The 18,049-nt window shown below is 73.6% G+C and carries 20 protein-coding genes; 11 read left to right on the plus strand and 9 right to left on the minus strand.

Annotated elements, in window-relative coordinates; all coding sequences use genetic code 11:
- Positions 1 to 2: 2 nt before the first annotated feature.
- Entirely contained in the window at positions 3 to 1,148 is a 1,146-nt protein-coding gene (locus ACBJ32_RS06625; protein WP_375125917.1) for a TolB family protein, read from the plus strand.
- Between the two features lie 140 nt (positions 1,149 to 1,288).
- Here the strand turns inward: ACBJ32_RS06625 and ACBJ32_RS06630 are convergent, their stop codons facing one another.
- The 6 genes from ACBJ32_RS06630 to ACBJ32_RS06655 form a co-directional block, all read right to left on the minus strand.
- Complete coding sequence (locus tag ACBJ32_RS06630) at positions 1,289 to 1,723, minus strand: cupin domain-containing protein (RefSeq protein WP_375125918.1); 435 nt, start codon at positions 1,721 to 1,723, stop codon at positions 1,289 to 1,291.
- A 12-nt stretch (positions 1,724 to 1,735) separates the two neighbouring features.
- Positions 1,736 to 2,203 carry a cupin domain-containing protein gene (locus ACBJ32_RS06635; protein WP_375125919.1) on the minus strand — a complete coding sequence of 156 codons (468 nt, stop codon included), beginning with the start codon at positions 2,201 to 2,203 and terminating at the stop codon, positions 1,736 to 1,738.
- A gap of 114 nt (positions 2,204 to 2,317) precedes the next feature.
- Positions 2,318 to 3,229 (minus strand): NADP-dependent oxidoreductase, encoded by a 912-nt coding sequence (locus ACBJ32_RS06640; protein WP_375125920.1) that lies wholly within the window; start codon positions 3,227 to 3,229, stop codon positions 2,318 to 2,320.
- Between the two features lie 71 nt (positions 3,230 to 3,300).
- Positions 3,301 to 3,675, minus strand: coding sequence for a hypothetical protein (locus tag ACBJ32_RS06645; RefSeq protein ID WP_375125921.1), 375 nt, complete (start codon positions 3,673 to 3,675; stop codon positions 3,301 to 3,303).
- Entirely contained in the window at positions 3,672 to 3,959 is a 288-nt protein-coding gene (locus ACBJ32_RS06650; RefSeq protein ID WP_375125922.1) for a hypothetical protein, read from the minus strand. Before ACBJ32_RS06650 ends, ACBJ32_RS06645 begins: the two co-directional genes overlap by 4 nt.
- Before the next feature lie 882 nt (positions 3,960 to 4,841).
- Complete coding sequence (locus ACBJ32_RS06655) at positions 4,842 to 5,456, minus strand: TetR/AcrR family transcriptional regulator (RefSeq protein ID WP_375125923.1); 615 nt, start codon at positions 5,454 to 5,456, stop codon at positions 4,842 to 4,844.
- Between the two features lie 104 nt (positions 5,457 to 5,560).
- Between ACBJ32_RS06655 and ACBJ32_RS06660 the strand changes: the two genes are divergently transcribed.
- The 5 genes from ACBJ32_RS06660 (at position 5,561) to ACBJ32_RS06680 (ending at position 9,759) form a co-directional block, all read left to right on the plus strand.
- A complete protein-coding gene (locus ACBJ32_RS06660) occupies positions 5,561 to 6,694 on the plus strand; it encodes an FAD-dependent oxidoreductase (protein ID WP_375125924.1) in 1,134 nt (377 codons plus the stop codon).
- Between the two features lie 203 nt (positions 6,695 to 6,897).
- Positions 6,898 to 7,698 carry a putative protein N(5)-glutamine methyltransferase gene (locus ACBJ32_RS06665; RefSeq protein ID WP_375125925.1) on the plus strand — a complete coding sequence of 267 codons (801 nt, stop codon included), beginning with the start codon at positions 6,898 to 6,900 and terminating at the stop codon, positions 7,696 to 7,698.
- A gap of 25 nt (positions 7,699 to 7,723) precedes the next feature.
- The gene (locus ACBJ32_RS06670; RefSeq protein WP_375125926.1) at positions 7,724 to 8,344 is read left to right on the plus strand and encodes a TetR/AcrR family transcriptional regulator C-terminal domain-containing protein; all 621 of its coding nucleotides are present in this window, start codon (positions 7,724 to 7,726) and stop codon (positions 8,342 to 8,344) included.
- A gap of 24 nt (positions 8,345 to 8,368) precedes the next feature.
- Positions 8,369 to 8,503 (plus strand): hypothetical protein, encoded by a 135-nt coding sequence (locus tag ACBJ32_RS06675; RefSeq protein WP_375125927.1) that lies wholly within the window; start codon positions 8,369 to 8,371, stop codon positions 8,501 to 8,503.
- 158 nt (positions 8,504 to 8,661) lie between these two features.
- On the plus strand, positions 8,662 to 9,759 hold the full coding sequence (locus tag ACBJ32_RS06680) for an esterase-like activity of phytase family protein (protein WP_375125928.1): 1,098 nt from the start codon (positions 8,662 to 8,664) through the stop codon (positions 9,757 to 9,759).
- Between the two features lie 11 nt (positions 9,760 to 9,770).
- Here the strand turns inward: ACBJ32_RS06680 and ACBJ32_RS06685 are convergent, their stop codons facing one another.
- Both ACBJ32_RS06685 and ACBJ32_RS06690 read right to left on the minus strand, forming a co-directional pair.
- Complete coding sequence (locus tag ACBJ32_RS06685) at positions 9,771 to 12,689, minus strand: pyridoxamine 5'-phosphate oxidase family protein (RefSeq protein ID WP_375125929.1); 2,919 nt, start codon at positions 12,687 to 12,689, stop codon at positions 9,771 to 9,773.
- Positions 12,686 to 13,435, minus strand: coding sequence for an HAD family hydrolase (locus tag ACBJ32_RS06690; protein ID WP_375125930.1), 750 nt, complete (start codon positions 13,433 to 13,435; stop codon positions 12,686 to 12,688). The genes ACBJ32_RS06685 and ACBJ32_RS06690 overlap by 4 nt, the downstream gene beginning before the upstream one ends.
- A 166-nt stretch (positions 13,436 to 13,601) precedes the next feature.
- Here ACBJ32_RS06690 and ACBJ32_RS06695 point away from each other — a divergent pair, with 166 nt between their 5' ends.
- From ACBJ32_RS06695 to ACBJ32_RS06705, 3 genes are all read left to right on the plus strand, one after another.
- On the plus strand, positions 13,602 to 14,456 hold the full coding sequence (locus ACBJ32_RS06695; protein WP_375125931.1) for a hypothetical protein: 855 nt from the start codon (positions 13,602 to 13,604) through the stop codon (positions 14,454 to 14,456).
- A 72-nt stretch (positions 14,457 to 14,528) separates the two neighbouring features.
- On the plus strand, positions 14,529 to 15,116 hold the full coding sequence (locus ACBJ32_RS06700) for a TetR/AcrR family transcriptional regulator (protein ID WP_375125932.1): 588 nt from the start codon (positions 14,529 to 14,531) through the stop codon (positions 15,114 to 15,116).
- A 129-nt stretch (positions 15,117 to 15,245) separates the two neighbouring features.
- A complete protein-coding gene (locus ACBJ32_RS06705) occupies positions 15,246 to 16,133 on the plus strand; it encodes an ABC transporter permease (RefSeq protein WP_375125933.1) in 888 nt (295 codons plus the stop codon).
- 19 nt (positions 16,134 to 16,152) lie between these two features.
- Here ACBJ32_RS06705 and ACBJ32_RS06710 read toward each other — a convergent pair whose 3' ends face one another.
- Positions 16,153 to 16,605, minus strand: a complete 453-nt coding sequence (locus ACBJ32_RS06710) for an Lrp/AsnC family transcriptional regulator (protein ID WP_375125934.1) — start codon at positions 16,603 to 16,605, stop codon at positions 16,153 to 16,155.
- A gap of 94 nt (positions 16,606 to 16,699) precedes the next feature.
- Here ACBJ32_RS06710 and ACBJ32_RS06715 point away from each other — a divergent pair, with 94 nt between their 5' ends.
- Together ACBJ32_RS06715 and ACBJ32_RS06720 are read left to right on the plus strand one after the other, a co-directional pair.
- Positions 16,700 to 17,551: an LLM class flavin-dependent oxidoreductase gene (locus ACBJ32_RS06715; RefSeq protein ID WP_375125935.1), complete on the plus strand. Its 852-nt coding sequence runs from the start codon at positions 16,700 to 16,702 to the stop codon at positions 17,549 to 17,551.
- A 60-nt stretch (positions 17,552 to 17,611) separates the two neighbouring features.
- Entirely contained in the window at positions 17,612 to 18,037 is a 426-nt protein-coding gene (locus ACBJ32_RS06720) for a nucleoside deaminase (protein ID WP_375125936.1), read from the plus strand.
- The last annotated feature ends 12 nt before the right edge of the window (positions 18,038 to 18,049 follow it).

Here is an 18,049-nt window from a genome sequence, read left to right on the forward strand (position 1 = left end):
GTATGTCAGCCGCGCTGGCGGGCTTGGCCCTGGCCGTCCTGGCCGCCGGATGCGCCGACCCGGCCGCCGGCCGGGTGTCGCTCGTCAGCGCGTCCCAGCCCCCGGCGTCCTCCCCGCCGTCGCCCACGGCGGTCCCGCAGCCGCCCTCGCCCATGGCGTCCTCGGGGCCCGCGAGGCACCCGTTCCCGATGGCGACCTCCCTGGCCGAGCCCATGGCGACCGGGGCGCCCCTGGCGGCGACGGGCCCGCCGCGGTTCTTCGTCTCCGCGCGCACCCCGCTCGCCCACTTCCCCGGCAGGTCCAAGACCGCCGTCGTCACCCCGGTGCCGCCCGCCGTGCACGACGCCGGGACCGGGGCGTTCATCGCGAACATCCCGCTGCCGCCCGGCATCGAAGGCTCCTCGCACCGCGTGGCCGCCGCCCGGGACAACCGCACGTTCGCCATCGCCGGCCGGACCGGGCAGGCGAAGCCCGGCCTCCGCTTCTTCCTGGTCCGCCTCGGCGAGGACGGGCGGCCGGGCAAGCCGGTGCCCGTCACGCAGACCGACCCGGACGACCTGACGCTGGTCCACGACCTGGCCCTCAGTGCCGACGGCACCCGGCTGGCCTACGCCACCCCGCTCATCGGGGGCGGCGTCAAGATCTCCGTGCTCGACGTCGCCACCGGCCGGCGCCGCGACTGGAGGACCGCGACGCACTCGATGGTGGGCGGCCTGTCCTGGGCCCCGGACGGCCGCTCGCTCGCCTACGTGCTGGGCGGCCGGGCCATCGCCGTGCTCGACCTCGCCCGCCTGGGCGACGGCCAGGACGGCGCCGCGTCCCGGATCGTCAAGAACGCCACCGGCGCCGTGCCGTTCGAGTCGGTGACCCACACCCCTGACGGCGGCGCGCTGATCTACGCCTCCGGGCACACCGTCGAACGCGTCCCCGTGTCGGGCGGGCCGGCGCGGGTGCTGGCCCGGCCGGAACCGCCGCCCGGCGCCTCGCTGAGCCTGCGCTTCTGCGTCGACGGGACCGGCGAGCACCTCCTGTACGCGCACCAGTGGCGCGCCTACCGGATCGGCCTCGCCGGCGGTGCCGTCACCTCCGTGCCGATCACGGCCGGCGAGCGTCCGGGCGAGGGCGACTCGCCGCGCGTGGCCTGGTGACCCGGGTGAGCACGGGCCGCCGCGGATGCCGTCAGCGTGGCTTCTTGCACAGCCAGAGGTAACCCACCACCGCGCCGATCAGGGCTGACGCAGCGGCTTGCCCGGGCCGCCGGGCGCCGTTGCGGACGGCGGAGGCTGCCTCATGGGCGGGGCGCCCGGCGGTCCCGGCGCGCCTCGAGCTCCTCCGCGCTCACCGGGATGAGCATCGGCTGCCCGGCCACACCGAACATCGTGACGACGAACTCGGTCTCGGCGTCCGGGAGGTTGTTGGCGTCCTGGTAGTGGATGAGGTCGCCGCCCGGCTCCCAGAACGCCTCCCCGGCCTTGATGACCCGTTGCGGCTCGCCTTCCAGCTCGAAGAGCATCTCGCCGCTGATCAGGTACCCGAACACGGGACCGGTGTGGCGGTGCGGCGGGTTGCCCGCGCTGCCCGGCGGCAGGGTGACCCGGATCGTCATCGCCTCCGCGTTGCCGGGCATCGGCGGCGGAGACGGCACCGACGAGATGAGCTCGATCCTCGGCGGTGGCGTGGTCGCGTCGGGGTTGTCGAGGTGGTGCAGATGTTCGTCGCTCATGGTTCCTCACCGCTACCTTGGCCGATCGTCGACCTTGAGTTCGGCCCCTGTGTCCGAGATGAAAATGACCAGTAGTTTCGCCGGTTGCGTCCGGCTGATGTTCTCCGTGAGCACATGGTGGGCTCCCGGCGGCTCGACCCAGCTCTCGCCCTGGCGGTAGGTGCGCACCGGCTCGCCACTGATCTGGCTGCGGACGGCGCCCGCGAGCACGTAGGCGTAGACGAAGGCGTCGCCGTGCCGATGCGGAACCGCGCGCGCGGTGGGCGGGAAGTCGGCGATCGCCGAGGTGAACGTCTTGCCCTTGACATTCGGCAGCGCCTTCTCCAGCAGGGGCGAGAGCGTCTCGGACGGTGGCTGCGTGACCACGGAGGCGACCGGCGCCCGGCCGGTCGCGGGCTCCGCCGCGGGAGCGGCGCACGCGGCTGCCGGAGCCACCAGGCCGGCGACCAGGAAGCCCCGGGCGAACCGTACTCGGATCATGACGCCTCTCCCATCCTGCTCTGTCCGAGTACGCTGTCCGGGCCTTGCCCGGGTTAACCAGGGGCGCGTTCAAGCCCTGGCGATGATTCGCCCAGCTGCAGGGCGTGCGGTGGCCTATCCGCCCTCGGTGACCCGGATGATCGTCCTGCCGCGGGACGCGAACGCGGCGGGCGCCTCGGCCAGCGTGCGCACGGCCCCCACGATCACGCGGAGCCGGCCCTCCCGCAGCCGCCGGGCCAGGTCCGCGAGGCGGGCGCGATCGGGTTCGACGACGAAGAAGATCGCCCGGCCGTGCCGGGGCTGGACCGCCGGCGGCGCGGCGATGGAGACGAGGGTGCCGCCGGGGCGCACCAGCGCCGCGGAACGGTCCAGGACGTCCCCGCCGATCACATCGAGCACCAGATCGACCTGACCGGCGTCTTCCAGCCGCTCGGCCTGCAGATCCAGGAAGGCGTCCACGCCCAGGCCGAGCGCCGTGTCCCTGCCCCCGGCCCTGCCGGTGCCGATCACCCGGGCTCCCGCCTCGCGCCCGAGCTGCACCGCGACCGAGCCGACGCCGCCCGCGGCGCCGTGGATGAGCACGGTCTGGCCGGCCTCGAGGCGCCCGTGGTCGAACAGCGCCTGCCACGCGGTCAGCCCCGAGATCGGCAGCGCGGCGGCCACGGTGTGGTCGATGTCGGCCGGCAGCGGCGCCAGGTTGCGCGCCTCCACCGCCACGTACTCGGCCAGCGAGCCGTTGCGGGTCCAGTCGGTCAGCCCGAACACCCGCTGTCCCACGCTCAGGCCGGTGGTTCCGTACCCCAGCTCCGCCACCGTCCCCGACACCTCGTGCCCGGGCACGCTGGGCGTCCGGTCGCGGCCCGCGCGATCCGACCACGTTCCCGGCCAGTCGAGCTCCCCCCGGGTGAACCCCGCGGCGTGCACCCGCACGACGACGTCGTTCTCGGCGGCGTGCGGGTACGGCTCCTCGGTCAGGGAGAGCCCGGCCGGACCGGCGGTCCGGTCGCGGACGGTGATGGCTTGCATGGCAGGTCCCTCGCCGGTGATGTGAGAACTCGAGCAGGGCGAACGTACCCACCGGCCCGGTCGTTCAGCCGTCACCCTGCGGCCTGGCGGCCCGGTGGATCGCCAGGCCGATCAGCAGGACGGTGCCGGCCACGCACAGCCACGCGAACACGTCGCCGATCGCCCGACAGGGGAGTGGCGGAGCCGCGGACGGGCACCTCGGAGACGACCACGTGCCGGTCGCCGCGTTCGTGGACGTGCTCGCTCAGGGTCCGTCCCTGCGCGTCGAACGCGCCCGACACGCCGAACTCGGCCTGCCGGACCATCGAGTAGCCGTTCTCGACGACGCGCATGTCCGCCATCCGGCTGTGCAAGGTGCCCATCTCCGGCCAGTCCCGCGCCGGGACGATCATGATGTCGGCGTCGACGCGTGCCAGCGCGGGGAAGTCGGCGTCGAAACAGATCACCGAGGCCAGCCGCCCGTAGGGGTCCGCTCGACCGGCACGACCCCGTCGCCGGGCGGGTAGAACCCCAGGCCCGGGATGGGACGGGACTTGTCGTAGGTCCAGATCCGCCGGCCGTCCGGGCCGAACAGGTACGTCCGGTTCGCCGCGTGCGGCGCCCGCGGCAGGTAGAGCGCCACGGCGGCCCGCAGGTAGATCCGGTGCTCCCGGGCGGCGGCGGAGACCCGGCCCAGGAACGCCTGCTCGTCGGCGGCCAGCACGTTGGCCGACTGCTCGGACCAGAACACGATCTTCGCTCCGGCCTGGGCCGCCTCCCGGGTCCGGGCTGATGCCCGCGGGTCTGCACCGTGGGGCCGCCGGGGGTGGCGTAGGCGAGCCGGGCTCCGCCGGCCAGCAGCACCAGGGTGAGCACGGCGGCGTAGCTGACGGCCGCCCTGGCCGTCCGGCGCGGGTCCCACCCGGCGGCCCACAGGTGGTTGACGACGGTGGCGAACCAGCCGATGAGGAACGCCACGCCGTACGGGCCGGTCAGCGCGGCTACCTGCAGCAGCGGCAGGTTGCCCTGCTGGGTGGGGGCGATCACGCTGAACGCGGAGCCGAAGGGGCCGATCGACGTCACCAGGAACTCGAACGCCGTCACCGCCGCAGGGAACGGCAGCAGCGACCCGGCCCGCACCGGCCCGCGCCGCCAGCAGCCGGTCCAGGGCGTAGGGCACGAAGAACAGGGTGGCCAGCCCGAGAACGCCCACCGCGGTGACCAGGCCACGCCGCCGGCGCGAGGTCGTAGCGGGTCTGCGCGGCCAGCAGGGACAGCGCCGTGCCGATCCCCAGCCCCACCCATCGCCGCCGGTCGGCGACGGGGACCGGCCCGGGGGCGGCGGTGACGCCGCTGCGCGGGGCGGCCTGCTCGGTCTGCATCTGATCGATCCCTTCTCCAGCCGAAGCGTCCGTGCGAGGACCGCCGGGCCCCTGACCCGAGAGGGCGCGATGAGCGGGGGATCTCCCTGAACGAGGCGTGCCGGGCGAACGGCATGTCGCGAGCGCGGTCCAGTCGCGCCTCGACGCTAGACCCGGCACCCGGCCCCGCACCGTGACCGCGGCTGGCACATCCCGTGACCGCGCCGCGCATCCGGACGAGGGGACCCCTCGGTGTACGCGAAGGCGCTCGCTCAGGCCTTGGTCCGGGCGAGCGCGCTCCAGCCGTGTTCCAGGAGGTCGAAGGCCCGGTTGATGGCCTCGCGGGGGTCGTGGTGGGCGTAGGCGGCGCGGGGGGCTTCGAGGGCGAAGTGGGCCAGGGCGGTGCAGGCGGGGTCGTCCGCGGCGAGGCCGCTCTCCTCGGCGATGGCCCGGGCGAGCGCGGCGGTGTGGCGCAGCCACATGTTCTGCGCGTAGTCGCGCAGCGCGGGGGTGCCGGCCACGAGGTCGGTGAAGGCGGTGAAGGCGGGGTCGCCGTCGGCGGTGGCCAGCCGGGTGGTCAGGGCGTGTTCGCGCAGCGCGGCGGGGACGGACCGGCCCTCGGGCCGCTCACGGACGGCGGCGAGCAGGCGGGCCTCCTGGTCGGAGTCCTCGTCGAAGACGAGGGCCTCCTTGACCGGGAAGTGCTTGAACAGCGTGGTGGTGGACACGTCGGCGGCGTCCGCGATCTCGCGGATGCCGACCTCGTCGTATCCGCGCTCCAGGAACAGGCGCAGCGCGGCGTCGGCGATGGCCTGGCGGGTGGCGGCCTTCTTGCGCTCGCGGCGCCCCACCGGCGCGGGAGAGGGACTGCTCGTGGTGCTGGGCATACCGGCACCCTACCGCTTTGGTGGATCGAGTTCAAAAGTTGTGTTGTTGCACTTATTGATCCGGTGTGTTTTTCTGGGGCGCACAGAACGAACGGAGCATCACCATGAACACCACCACGGCACCCCGCATCGCCGTCATCGGAGCCGGCCCCGGCGGCCTGACCTGCGCGCGCATCCTCCAGCGGCACGGCATCGCCGCCGCCGTCTACGACCGCGACGCCGGCCCCGCCACCCGCGACCAGGGCGGCACCCTCGACCTGCACGCCGACAACGGCCAGATCGCCCTGCGCGAGGCGGGCCTGCTGGAGGAGTTCTTCCGGCTGGCCCGGCCCGAGGGCCAGGAGATGCGCCAGCTGGACCCGGCCGGCACGATCCTCTTCCACCACGTCCCCGAGCAGGGCGAGCGGTTCAAGCCGGAGATCGACCGCGGCCGGCTGCGCGACCTGCTGCTCGACTCGCTCCAGCCCGGCACCGTGCGCTGGGGTCACACCCTGCGGGCCGTCAGCGGCCCCGGCGAAGGCCCCCGGCGGCTGCACTTCGCGGACGGCACCACCATCGAGGCCGACCTCGTCATCGGCGCCGACGGCGCCTGGTCCAAGGTCCGCCGCGCCGTCTCCCCGGCCACCCCCCGCCACACCGGCGTGAGCTTCCTGGAAGCCTGGTTCCACGACATCACGACCCGGCATCCCGGCATCGCCGAGCTCGTCGGCCAGGGCGGCGCCGCCGCGGCCGACGGCGAGCGCGGCCTGTTCGCCCAGCGCAACAGCGGCGACCACATCCGCGTCTACCTCATCCAGCGCGTCCCGGCCGACTGGATCACCGCCGGCGGCCTGTCCATCCAGGCCACCGACGGCATCCGCGCCCTCCTCCTGGAGCGCTACCGCGACTGGTCGCCCAGCCTGCGCCGGCTGATCACCGACAACGACGGCCCCTACGTCGACCGCCCGATCTTCGCCCTGCCCGCCCCGCACGTCTGGGCGCACAACCCCACGGTGACCCTGCTCGGCGACGCCGCCCACCTCATGCCCCCGCTCGGCGTCGGCGTCAACCTCGCCCTGCTGGACGCGTGCGAGCTCGCCCTGGCCATCGCCCGCCACGACACCGTCGAGGAGGCCGTCCGCGCCTACGAGCAGACCATGCTTCCCCGCTCCGCGGAGATGGCCCAGCTCCTCGACGGCGCCGCCGACGGGCTGCTGTCCACCGAGCTGCCCGACTTCGCCACCGCCGGCGACGGCTGACCGTGACGGCTGGAGGCCGGCATCGCCCGGCCCCGTGCGGTGGGGATCCGGCGGGCTGATACTGTGGCGGTCTCGTACGCAGGATCGTCCTCGGGAGGTGAGACCCATTACCGCTGTGTCAGTCTGGGTGCTCCCCTCGCGAAGTGCGGCCCACAGGGATTAGGTGACCGCGGGAGTGCCCATCGGCATCCCGAAAGGCTCCCATGTCGGTTTTTTCGTCATCTATCAGTACTGCTGCCATCGTCGCCCGCCTCCGCGCCGCCGGATGCGTCTTCGCCGAGGACGAGGCAGAGCTGCTCCTGTCCACCGCGCCCACCCCCGCCGACCTCGACGCCATGGTGGCGCGCAGGGTCGCGGGCGAGCCGCTCGAACACGTGCTGGGCTGGGCGGAGTTCTGCGGCCTGCGGGTGTACGTGGAGCCGGGCGTGTTCGTGCCCCGGCCGCGCACCGAGTTCCTCATCGAGGCGGCCGTCGCGCTGGCGCGCGAGGTCGCGGGCACGCCGGTGGTCCTGGACCTGTGCTGCGGGACGGGCGCGATGGGCGCGGCGGTGGCGGCGGGCCTGCCGCGGGCCGAGCTGCACGCCGCCGATCTCGACCCCGCCGCCGTTCGCTGCGCCCGGCGCAACCTGGCGGGGACGGCGACCGTCCACGAGGGCGACCTGTACGACCCGCTGCCCGCCACGCTCCGCGGCCGGGTGGACATCCTGATCGCCAGCCCCCCGTACGTGCCGACGGAGTCGGTGGGCCTGCTGCCTCCCGAGGCCCGCCTGCACGAGCCGCTGCACGCGCTGGACGGCGGCGCCGACGGGCTGGACGTGGTGCGGCGGGTGATCGGCGGCGCGCCCGGCTGGCTCGCGCCCGGCGGGCGGCTGCTGGTGGAGACCAGCGGGCGGCAGGCGGCGGCGACCGCCGAGGCCGTACGGGCCGCCGGGCTGGCGGTCCGGGTGGCCGCCTCCGACGACCTGGACGCGACGGCGGTCATCGGCACCAGGGAAGCTCGATGACTTAGCGGTGTTAAGGTGATCCGCGATGGCACAGAAGGGACTGGCGCGGGACACCGTCGTGCGCGCGGCGCTCGAACTGCTCGACGAGACCGGCCTGGAGGGCCTTTCCGTGCGCCGTCTCGCCGCCCGCCTGGGCGTCCAGAACCCGGCGCTCTACTGGCACTTCCGCAACAAGCAGGAACTGCTCGACGAGATGGCCCGCGAGCTGCTCGCCCACGACATGGGCGGGCCGGCCGAGGGCGAGGGCTGGCGGGAGTGGCTGACCCGGCGCGCGCACCGCTACCGGCGCACGCTGCTCAGCCACCGCGACGGCGCGCGGCTCGTCGCGGCCGGCGACCCCGGGCCCGGGGTGGCCAGGAGCTTCGAGGAGGAGCTCAGGACGCTGGCCGGGCTCGGCTTCACCCCCGCGCAGGGCCTGCACGCGATCGCCGCGATCAGCCACTACACGCTCGGCTTCGTGCTGTACGAGCAGGCCCGCCTCGACCGGCGAGGCCGCGGTGACAGCCCCGGCCTGGCCGCGTACGCCACGGACTACCCGCTCACGGTCGAGGGGGTCAGGACGGGCGGCGCGCCGACGAGCGACGAGGCGTTCGCGCACGGCCTGCGGCTCATCCTCGACGGCGTCGCCGCGTCGGCCCCCGCCTGATCTCACCGGTCAAGGAGGCGGCGGGTGCGGTTGCCGGCGTGGACGTGGCGGCCCGCCCCTGCCCGCATCGACGCGAACGGCTCGTTGAGCGCCCTGTCCGCGACCGGCCTGCCGGACGGCACGCTGTTCCTGATCACCCTGCCCGGCATCGCGCAGTGATTTGCGCCTTTTGCAGTGCGGCATGCGGTTGTTTTCTTCGTGGACTTCTCCGGTGAGACGCGCTTTCATTTCCTCCGTCGAATTCCGAGACGGAGGAAAAATTGGCGCGTACACGGAGAAGTGCACGGAGAATTACAGGGATCGCCCTCGCCCTCGCGATGGTGGCGGGCACGGCCCCGCCCGCGGCGGCCGCCCCGCGGGAGCCGGTGCGGATCACCCGCTTCCTCGGCGAGCAGCGGATCCCGCACCTGGTGAAGTTCGAGGGCACGACCGTGGGCGGCCTGTCGGGCTTCGACCGCGACCCGCGCACCGGTGTCTGGTACTTCGTCTCCGACGACCGCTGGCGCTACAACCCCGCCCGCTTCTACACCGGCCGCCTGGCCATCGACCGGATGACGGGCGACTTCACCGGCGTGCGGCTGACCGGCGTCACCACGCTGACCAGGCCCGACGGGACCCCGTACCCGGGCTACGGCAAGCCGGGCTCGGCCGACCCCGAGTCGATCAGGGTCGACCGGTGGAGCGGGCGGCTGCTGTGGGGCGACGAGGGCGACCGGCCCGACCGCGCGAATCCGGATATTCCCATCTCGCATTCCACAGTGCGCGGAATGAACCCCGAAGGGCGCGAGGTCGGTAATTTTCCGGTGCCGTCGAATTTGCGCTTCGAGAGCACGGAAAGCGGGCCGCGCCGCAATTTCGGATTCGAGGGGCTGGCCGTCACCGAACGCGCCGTCACCGCCGTGACCGAGGGGCCGCGTTACGAGGACGGGCCGACGCCGACGGCCGACAGCGGCTCGGTGACGCGGCTGACCGTGTGGGACCGCGGGGGCCGGGTGCGCGCGCAGTACGCCTACCCGCTCGACGCCCTGCAGGCCCCGCCGAACCCGCCGACGGGCCAGAGCGACAGCGGCGTGTCGGAGCTGCTGGCCATCGACGACCACCGCTACCTGGCACTCGAACGCTCCTGGATCCAGGGCGTGGGATACCGGGCCAAGCTGTACGAGATCGACCTGCGCGGCGCCTCGAACGTCATGGGCCGCGACTCGCTGGAGCAGGCCGGCCGGTACCGGCCGGTCGCCAAGCGGCTGGTCCACGACCTCGGCGACTTCCGGCCGCCGGTGCAGAACCTGGAGGGCATGGCCTGGGGTCCCCGGCTGGCGAGCGGCGAGTGCACGCTGGTGATCGGCTCCGACGACAACTTCTCCGAGGAGGAGGTGACGCAGTTCATGGCCTTCGCCGCCACGGGCTGCCGCTGACCTGCGTACCGTCAGATGCCGTGGATGCGGCGCCCGGTGATCTGCTGGGGGACGATGCGGATGTAGAGCTGCCGCTCGCCCCCGGCCCACGGGGTGACGCCCGTGCCGGCCGCGCCGTCCGCCTCCTCCGGCGGCAGGTGGTGCGCGGGCCCCTGGACCAGCACGCTCCACCCCTCCCTGTTGGTCTCGTCGAAGTTGTCGACCTCGAAGGCGATCATGATGTCGACGCCTTCCAGCCCGGTGCTCAGGTCCTTGTCCATGGCCCCGCCCGCGGCGGTGCGGAAGACGATGGCGCCCTCGTGCACCTTGTAGTTGACCGGCAGCACCGTCGGCCCGTGCGAGCCGTTGAACGCGACCCGCCCGATCCCCCCGGGCGCGATCAGCCGCCGGCACTCCTGCTCGTCCAGCGTCTCCAGGGACGGGTGGGCCATCGCGGGGCCGCGCCCGGGCGGCCGGTCCTGGCCGCCGCCCAGCAGGTCGTCCACCGTCGTGCCCAGCGCGTCCGCCAGCCGGTAGAGCGCACCGGTGTCGGGCGTGTCGGCGTTCTCCTCCAGATATTTCAGGTAACCGGGTGACATGTCCGCGCGCTCGGCGACCTGCTCGCGGGTCAGCCCGAGTCGCTCGCGGTGGTGGATGACGCGGCGGCCGAGATCGCCTGTGCCTGTCATGATGACTTCCCCTCTGCGATAGGTACGGCGTGCGGCGCCGTTGAGCCGGGCCTCGTGATGGTCGGCGTCGATGAACACCTGACGCCCGCGGTAGCGGATCGGCATGGACACGAGCCCGAGCTCGTCGGGCAGCAGCGGGTCCAGCCGCAGCCCGTCGGGCCTGACCTCCAGGCCCAGGAAGCAGCGCTGCAGCAGGTCGAGCGTGCCGCCCATGGCGCCCAGGTGGATGCCTTCCGCGGTGGTGCCGCCCTGGACGTCCTTGATGTCGCTGTAGAGGGCTTCGGTGAAGAAACGCCACGACTGCGCCCGGTTCGAGCGGGCCAGCACCCAGGCGTGCACGACGGCGCTGAGCGTGGAGCCGTGGCTGGTGCGCCTCAGGTAGTAGGAGACGGTGCGGGGAATGAGATCCGGCTCGACCGGGTAGCCGAGCCGCTCCAGGGTGCCGGTCAGCTCGTCGCCGGTGAGCAGGTAGCAGAGCATGAGGGTGTCGGCCTGCTTGGACGCCTTGTACCGGTTGACGTCGTCGCCGTCGGCCTCCAGCGCCCGGTCCAGGCGGCGCACGCCGGCGTAGCGGTCCCAGTCGAGCTCCAGCAGGTCGGCGTACCCGGTGAACTGGCTGATCACGCCGTCGTGGAAGTCGACCCGCAGGCGGCGGCCGAGGTCGTCCCAGCGGTCCAGCTCCGCGGCGGGCGGGGCCAGGTCGGGGACCAGCGCGGCGGTGTCGCGGGCGCGTGCCATCAGCCACGCGGTCATGACGTTGGTGTAGGCGTTGTTGTCCAGGCCGGGGACGGACGCGCCGGGGTAGGCGTCGTGGTACTCGTCGGGGCCCATGACGCCGCGGATCTCGTACCGGTCGCCGGCCGGGACGGCCAGCGAGGCGAAGAACCTGGCGATGTCGAGCAGCAGCTCGGCGCACCACGGCGGCATGGTGCCGGTGGCCAGGTAGTGGTGCCAGACGTTGTAGGCGATGGCCAGGCCGACGTGCCGCTGCAGCCGGGAGTGGTCGGGCAGCCAGCGGCCGGAGGCGGGGTTGAGGTGCAGGGTCTGCGTCTCCTCCCGGCCGTCGCTGCCGCTCTGCCACGGGAACATCGCGCCGTCGTGGCCGGCCTCCCTGGCCGCGTCCCGCGCCTCGGGCAGCCGCCTCCAGCGGTAACGCAGCAGGCCGCGGGAGATCTGCGGGAAGCGCAGGTCCAGCCACGGCTGCACGAACAGCTCGTCCCAGAACACGTGCCCCCGGTACGCCTCGCCGTGCAGGCCCCGGGCGGGCACCCCGGCGTCCAGGTCGGCGGTGTGCGGGGACAGCGTCTGCAGCAGGTGGAAGATGTGCAGGTGCACGACCAGAGACAGCTCGGGGCCGTCCACGTCGAGCCTGGCCCGCCGCCACAGCCGCTCCCACGCCGCCTCGTGCCGCGCCAGCAGCTCCGCGAACGGCGGCGCCCGGCGTACGTGCCGCAGCGCCGACGAGCGCGGATCGTGGCTGGCCGGGTCGCGCGAGGACGTCAGCGCCACGACCTTCGTGAAGTCGGCCGGCACCCCCTCGGCCAGGTCGAGCACGTGGTCGGAGGTGATGTGGCCGGTGCCGAGCGCCGGCCTGGCGGGCGCGTCGCTGTCGATCCTGGCGGCCAGCGCCACGACGACGTGGGAGGAGCGGGTGCGCGCCGTCAGCCAGGCCAGGTCGTCCTCCGAGCCGGTCGCGTGCCCGGTGAGGTGGTCGCCGCGCAGGTCGCGGTAGCGGGCCACGCCCTCGTTGCGCACCCGGCCCTCCAGCGTGGCGTGCACGCGCAGCGGGCCCGACCAGTTCTCCGCGGTGAACGTGGTCTGCATCGCCGCCAGGTACGGGTCGGCCATCGACACCAGGCGGCGCTGGCGTACCCGGGTGATCCGGCCCGCGCCGTCGCGCCAGCGCAGGTCCCGCACCAGCACGCCGCGGCGCAGGTCCAGCACGTGCCGGTAGAGCGGCAGGTCGGCCCCCTCGGGCCGGAACCAGCCGGAATCGGGCGTGGCGAACGTCAGCGGCAGCCAGTCGGGCAGGTTGACGATGTCCTCGTTCGTCACGGTATGACCGGCCACCACGGAGTCGAGCCGGTCGTAGCAGCCCGCCAGGTACGTGCCCGGCGTGCGCGGCTCCCCGTCGGGGGTGGCGCCGCGCGTGGCGAACCGGCCGTTGCCCAGCGTGCACAGCGCCTCGCGCAGCCCCTCGCTCGCGGGCTCGAAGCCCTCGTAGACCAGCGCCCAGGCGTCCGCCGCGGGAGGAGCGTTCATCGGCGCCCCACGGGCACGCGGCCCGCCACGTCGGCGTCGGCCAGGTCGGCGACGACCGCGCCGGCCCCGGCCGCCAGCATCGCGGCGGCCTGCGCGCCGCTCCTGTCCACCGCGACGACCTGCCCGAACCCGCCCCTGCGCCCGGCCTCCACGCCGGGCAGCGCGTCCTCCACGATCGCCACGTCGCCCGGCGGCAGCTCCAGCCGCCGCGCCGCCTCCAGGAACAGCGCGGGATCCGGCTTGCCCGGCAGGCCCAGCCGGGCCGCGTCGTTGCCGTCCACCAGCACGTCGAACAGGTGCAGCAGCCCCGCCGACGACACCACCGCCCGGCAGTGCCTGCTGGCCGAGACCACTCCCGTACGGCAGCCGCGCTGCCGCAGCTCGTGCAGCAGCGCCACCGTGGCGGGGAAGGCGGCCACGCCGTGCTGGCGGATCTGCTCCATGAACAGCGCGTCCTTGGCCAGCCCCAGCCCGTGCACGGTCGGCGCGCCCGGCTCGTCGTCCGGCCCGCCCTCGCGCAGCGAGATGCCGCGCGAGGCCAGGAACGTGCGCACGCCGTCGAGCCGGGGCCGGCCGTCCACGTGGGCGAGATAGTCGGCGCGGATGTCGAAGGGCGCCGAGCGCCCCCGGAGGAAGGCGTCGAAGACGTGCTTCCACGCCGCGGCGTGCACCCGGGCCGTGTCGGTGACCACGCCGTCGGTGTCGAAGACGACGGCGCGCAAGCTGGTCAGATCGAAGGTGGCCATGTCTGGACGCTACCCGCGCACGCGGCGCCCAGCCATGGCCGTCGGACCTCTTGACCCAGGACCTCCGGCCCGTCCCACGGGAAGCGGGAGCGGTCAGTGGGTACGTCTGTCACCAGGCCGCGCCACGTGAATCCCCGAACCCGCCGGCCCTGGCAGGAGGCGCCGCATGAGAGCGTTGACCGTAGGAGTGTTGTCGTTGCTCGCCGTGCTGGGGGTGGGTGTGGCGGGCTGCGGCGACGCCGGGCCGCCGGACACCGCCACGCCGAGCCCCTCACCCGCCCCCACCACCCCCTCCACCACGCCTGCTGCCTCGTCACCCGCCCCCACCACGCCCGCCCCCTCATCGCCCGCCTCCTCCTCGCCCGCGGGCACCCCGGGGGCGCAGCCCACCCCGCGCGAGACCCTGATCGGCGGCCGCTACCAGCCGCTGTGGCCGTTCTCCACCCCGGAGGAGGTGGCGGCCTGGCAGCGCGAGTACCGGGCGAGCGGCCACGAGCCGTGGCACCTCGACGCCCGCCGCACCGCGGTCGCCTTCAGCCGCGACTTCCTCGGCTTCGCCGGCATCGACCGCGCCGTCAAGACCGTGACGGACGGCCCGCACGCGCGCGTGCACGTCGGCTACCGCGCCGAGGACGCCTCCCGGCCGCTGGTGGCGGCCGTAGTGCACCTCATGAGGTACGGCCCCGGCCAGGACGCCCCCTGGGAGGTGGTCGGCACCGACGACACCACGCTCACCCTGACCAGGCCCGCGTACGGCGCCGCCGCCGGCTCGCCGGTGACCGTCGGCGGTCGCGTCACCGGCGTGGACGAGAGCATCAGGGTCCAGGTCCGCCACCCCGGCTCGGACACCCCGGTGGGGGAGCGCTGCTGCCTGCCCGCGGGAGGCGAGAACGCGCCCTGGTCGGTGCGGGTCTCGTTCACCGCGCAACCGGGACGGACGCTGACCATCGTCGCCTCGACCGGCGGCCACGTGGCCGAGGTCGAGCGGTTCGCGGTGACGGGGGTGACGTCGCCTCCCTGACGGCCGCCGTCCTCGCGAGGAGAGCTGCTAGTTTATAAACGCGCATTCACTAAGGCTCGGGGGGAAGCGATCATGGGCAGGCCCCGCACCACCAGCGACGAGGCGATCCTGGGAGCGACCGCCCGCGCGATCGGCCGGCACGGCCCGCAGGGGCTCACGCTGGCCGCGGTCGCCCAGGAGGCCGGGCTGTCCCCGGCCACGCTGGTGCAGCGGTTCGGCTCGAAGCGCGGCCTGCTGCTGGCGTTCGCCGCCCACGCCACCAGCACCGCGGCCGAGCCGTTCGAGCGGGCCCGCCAGGAGCACGCCTCGCCGCTGGCCGCCCTGCGTGCCGCGCTCGTGCACCTGGCGGAAGGCGTGTCCACGCCCGAGGAGCTGTCGGGCAGCCTCGGGTTCCTGCAGCTCGACCTGACCGACCCCGACTTCCGCGCGCACGCGGCCGAGCACGCCCGCCGTACCCGCGACGAGATCGCCGCCCTGCTGGCCGACGCGGCGGCGGCGGGGGAGCTGACCGCGGAGGCGGAGTCGGGCCCGCTGGCCAGGGCGGTGCAGGTGGCCTACAACGGCGCCCTCATCCTGTGGGCGCTGACCGGCGACGCCCCGCTCCCCGACGCGATGCGCGACGCCGTGGGGCAGACGCTGCGCCCGTACCTCGCCGAATGAGGTCCTCGACTCCGCGACGCTCCGGCCCAAGACTGGACCGGCGCCCCCTGTGACGGGGGATGATCAACAAGCAAGAACCATCGGCCACCGCGCGGGCCGGCACGGTGACCGCAACGCTTCGAGGTGCTCATGAGCCAAGTGGAAGACCCCGCACCGCAGTCGCTGGCGGAGCTGGCCCGAAGGCACGGGCTCAGGCCCGCCATCGCGCGCCCCCGATTCCCCGTCTACCTGAACCAGCTCTGGCAGCGGCGGCACTTCGTGCTGACGTACGCGACCTCGCGCAACGTCTCCAAGTACTCCGGCTCGGCGCTGGGCCAGCTCTGGCAGGTCATCACCCCGCTGCTGAACGCCGCCATCTACTACGTGATGTTCGGCCTCATCCTCGGCGGCAGCAAGGGCATCGAGAACTATCCGGCGTTCCTGCTGACCGGGATGTTCGTGTTCACCTACACGCAGCGCACGGTCACGGCCGGGGCCAAGTCGATCTCCGGCAACCTGTCGCTGATCCGCGCCCTGCACTTCCCGCGGGCCTCGCTGCCGCTGGCGTACACGATCCAGGAGCTGCAGCAGCTCGTCATCTCCATGGGCGTGCTGCTGGTCATCGTGGTGATCACCGACGAGCCGCCGACCCTGCTCTGGCTGATGATCCCGATCGTGCTGGTGCTGCAGACGATGTTCAACATCGGGGCGGGGCTGACGCTGGCCAGGCTCGGCGCCTCGCTGCGCGACCTCAACCAGTTGCTGCCGTTCATCATGCGGACGTGGCTGTACGCCTCCGGCGTGTTCTTCGCCATCCACGACAAGGTCGTCAACAGCGCGGGCCTGCCCGAATGGGTGGCCACCGCCATGTACCTGAACCCGGCCGCCTCCTACATCGAGTGGATGCGGGACATCCTCATCGCCAGCCACACCCCGCCGCGGATGGTGTGGGTGTCGTGCGTGGTGTGGGCGGTCGTCGCGCTCGTCGGCGGGTTCTGGTACTTCTGGCGGGCCGAGGACCGGTACGGGCGGGGCTGAGGGCCCGTCGCGGGCCGCGTCACAGGGGCGGGGTCCGCGGGCCGCGGTAGGGCAGGGGCTGGCTGTAGACGAGGTTGGTCGTGGTGCTGCCGAACCGGGCGAGCTCGTCGACGATGCGTTCGAGATGCGCCATGGAGCCCGCCGCCACCTTCAGTGTGTAGCAGTCCTCGCCGGTGGTGCGCAGGCACTCCAGGATCTCCATGCGCTCGCCGAGCAGGTGGCGCAGCGGCTCGTGCCGGTTGCCCGGGTACTTCAGGCGCACGACGGCCAGAATGGCGTAGCCGACCTTGGTGAGATCGACGTCGGCCCGGTAACCGGAGATGACGCCCAGCGCCTCCAGCCGCCTGACGCGCTCGGTGGTGGCCGAGGCGCTGAGATTCACCCGTCGGCCCAGCTCGGTGAAGGGGATGCGGCCGTCCCGCTGGACCTCCTCCAGGATCGACCAGTCGGTCTCGTCAAGTTCCTCGGTCATCATGCCAAATTACCGGCAGATTCCCGGTCACCGGCCGCCAAGGGCGTGAACAATGCCTTCAGTTCCGGGCGGCCGCCTCGATAGCCTCCTTGCCATGCGAATCGGGGTTAACGTGCCGAACTTCGGGCCGGGGACGGACCCGGCCGTCCTGCGGCGCTGGGCGCGGACGGTGGAGGCGCTCGGCTACGACCTGTTGATGATCTCCGACCACGTCGTGGTGACACCCGACGTCGCCGAGCAGTATCCGGCGCCGTTCTACGAGCCGTTCACCACGCTCGCGTGGCTGGCCGGCGTCACCGACCGGATCAGGCTCGGCACCTCGGTCCTCATCGTGCCGTACCGCCACCCCCTCCTCATGGCCCGGATGGCGGCGAACCTCAACCGGTTCAGCGGCGGCCGGCTCGTCCTCGGCGTGGGCACCGGCTGGGCCCGCCAGGAGTTCGACGCGCTCGGGGTGCCGTTCGAGCGGCGCGGGCGGCTGACGGACGAGCACCTCCAGGCGATGCGGGCCGCGTGGGCGGACGAGGACGACTACCGCGCCGGGCCGATACCCCTCTGGGTCGGCGGGAACGGCGAGGCCGGGCTGCGCCGGGCGGTGCGCCTGGGCGAGGCGTACCATCCGCTGCGCACGACGCTCCCGTGGCTGCGGGACGCGGCGCAGCGGCTCAAGACCGTCGCTGGCGAGCTGGGACGGCCGGCGCCCGCCCTGGCCCCGCGCATCGTGCTGCGGCTGACCGGCACGCCGGTCACCGGCCCGCAGCGGCGCGCGGGGGAGGGCACCATCGGCCAGATCGTCGAGGACCTGGAGGAGCTGCGCGCGCTCGGGGCCGACACCGTGGTGCTCGACCCGTTCGACGGCGACCCCGCCGAGACGCTGCACCCGGCGACGGCCTGGCACGCGCTCGCCGCCGTGGCCGACCGCTGGACCCTGGACCCGCACGGCTGACCGGCGTGGACCCGCTCGACTGACCAGCCTGGACCCGCACGACCGATCAAGGGAGCGACAGTGACACCTCAGGAGGAGACCTTCCTGCGCAGGGCCATCGAGCTGGCCGCCAAGGCCCGCGCGAGCGGGGACGCCCCGTTCGGGTCCCTGCTGGTGGGACCGGACGGCGACGTGCTGGCCGAAGCGCACAACACCGTCACCAGCGAAGGCGACATCGCCGCCCATCCCGAGCTGAAGCTGGCCCGGTGGGCGGCCCGCGAGCTGGATCCGGCCACCGCCGCGGCCACCACCATGTACACCAGCTGCCAGCCGTGTGACATGTGCCGGGGCGGCATCGAACGCTCCGGGCTGGGGCGCGTGGTGTACGCGCTGTCCAACGACCAGCTCGCCCGGCTCAAGCCGGGCGGCGGCTGGCCCCGGGTGCCGCAGGAGGGGCCGGCGCTGTTCGAGGAGGCACGCGTCCCGGTCGAGGGCTTCTACCGCTGACCGCCCCGCCGG

Origin of the sequence: Nonomuraea sp. GTA35 (assembly GCF_041950525.1) — a bacterium.
Taxonomy (GTDB): domain Bacteria; phylum Actinomycetota; class Actinomycetes; order Streptosporangiales; family Streptosporangiaceae; genus Nonomuraea.

Coding starts and splice junctions, on each gene's coding strand:
- ACBJ32_RS06635 (WP_375125919.1), bottom strand. CDS start 2,203: ATGATCCGAGTACGGTTCGCCCGGGGCTTCCTGGTCGCCGGCCTGGTG.
- ACBJ32_RS06685 (WP_375125929.1), bottom strand. CDS start 12,689: ATGAACGCTCCTCCCGCGGCGGACGCCTGGGCGCTGGTCTACGAGGGC.
- ACBJ32_RS06665 (WP_375125925.1), top strand. CDS start 6,898: ATGTCGGTTTTTTCGTCATCTATCAGTACTGCTGCCATCGTCGCCCGC.
- ACBJ32_RS06660 (WP_375125924.1), top strand. CDS start 5,561: ATGAACACCACCACGGCACCCCGCATCGCCGTCATCGGAGCCGGCCCC.
- ACBJ32_RS06640 (WP_375125920.1), bottom strand. CDS start 3,229: ATGCAAGCCATCACCGTCCGCGACCGGACCGCCGGTCCGGCCGGGCTC.
- ACBJ32_RS06705 (WP_375125933.1), top strand. CDS start 15,246: ATGAGCCAAGTGGAAGACCCCGCACCGCAGTCGCTGGCGGAGCTGGCC.
- ACBJ32_RS06700 (WP_375125932.1), top strand. CDS start 14,529: ATGGGCAGGCCCCGCACCACCAGCGACGAGGCGATCCTGGGAGCGACC.
- ACBJ32_RS06630 (WP_375125918.1), bottom strand. CDS start 1,723: ATGAGCGACGAACATCTGCACCACCTCGACAACCCCGACGCGACCACG.
- ACBJ32_RS06625 (WP_375125917.1), top strand. CDS start 3: ATGTCAGCCGCGCTGGCGGGCTTGGCCCTGGCCGTCCTGGCCGCCGGA.
- ACBJ32_RS06710 (WP_375125934.1), bottom strand. CDS start 16,605: ATGACCGAGGAACTTGACGAGACCGACTGGTCGATCCTGGAGGAGGTC.
- ACBJ32_RS06690 (WP_375125930.1), bottom strand. CDS start 13,435: ATGGCCACCTTCGATCTGACCAGCTTGCGCGCCGTCGTCTTCGACACC.
- ACBJ32_RS06695 (WP_375125931.1), top strand. CDS start 13,602: ATGAGAGCGTTGACCGTAGGAGTGTTGTCGTTGCTCGCCGTGCTGGGG.
- ACBJ32_RS06715 (WP_375125935.1), top strand. CDS start 16,700: ATGCGAATCGGGGTTAACGTGCCGAACTTCGGGCCGGGGACGGACCCG.
- ACBJ32_RS06680 (WP_375125928.1), top strand. CDS start 8,662: ATGGTGGCGGGCACGGCCCCGCCCGCGGCGGCCGCCCCGCGGGAGCCG.
- ACBJ32_RS06670 (WP_375125926.1), top strand. CDS start 7,724: ATGGCACAGAAGGGACTGGCGCGGGACACCGTCGTGCGCGCGGCGCTC.
- ACBJ32_RS06655 (WP_375125923.1), bottom strand. CDS start 5,456: ATGCCCAGCACCACGAGCAGTCCCTCTCCCGCGCCGGTGGGGCGCCGC.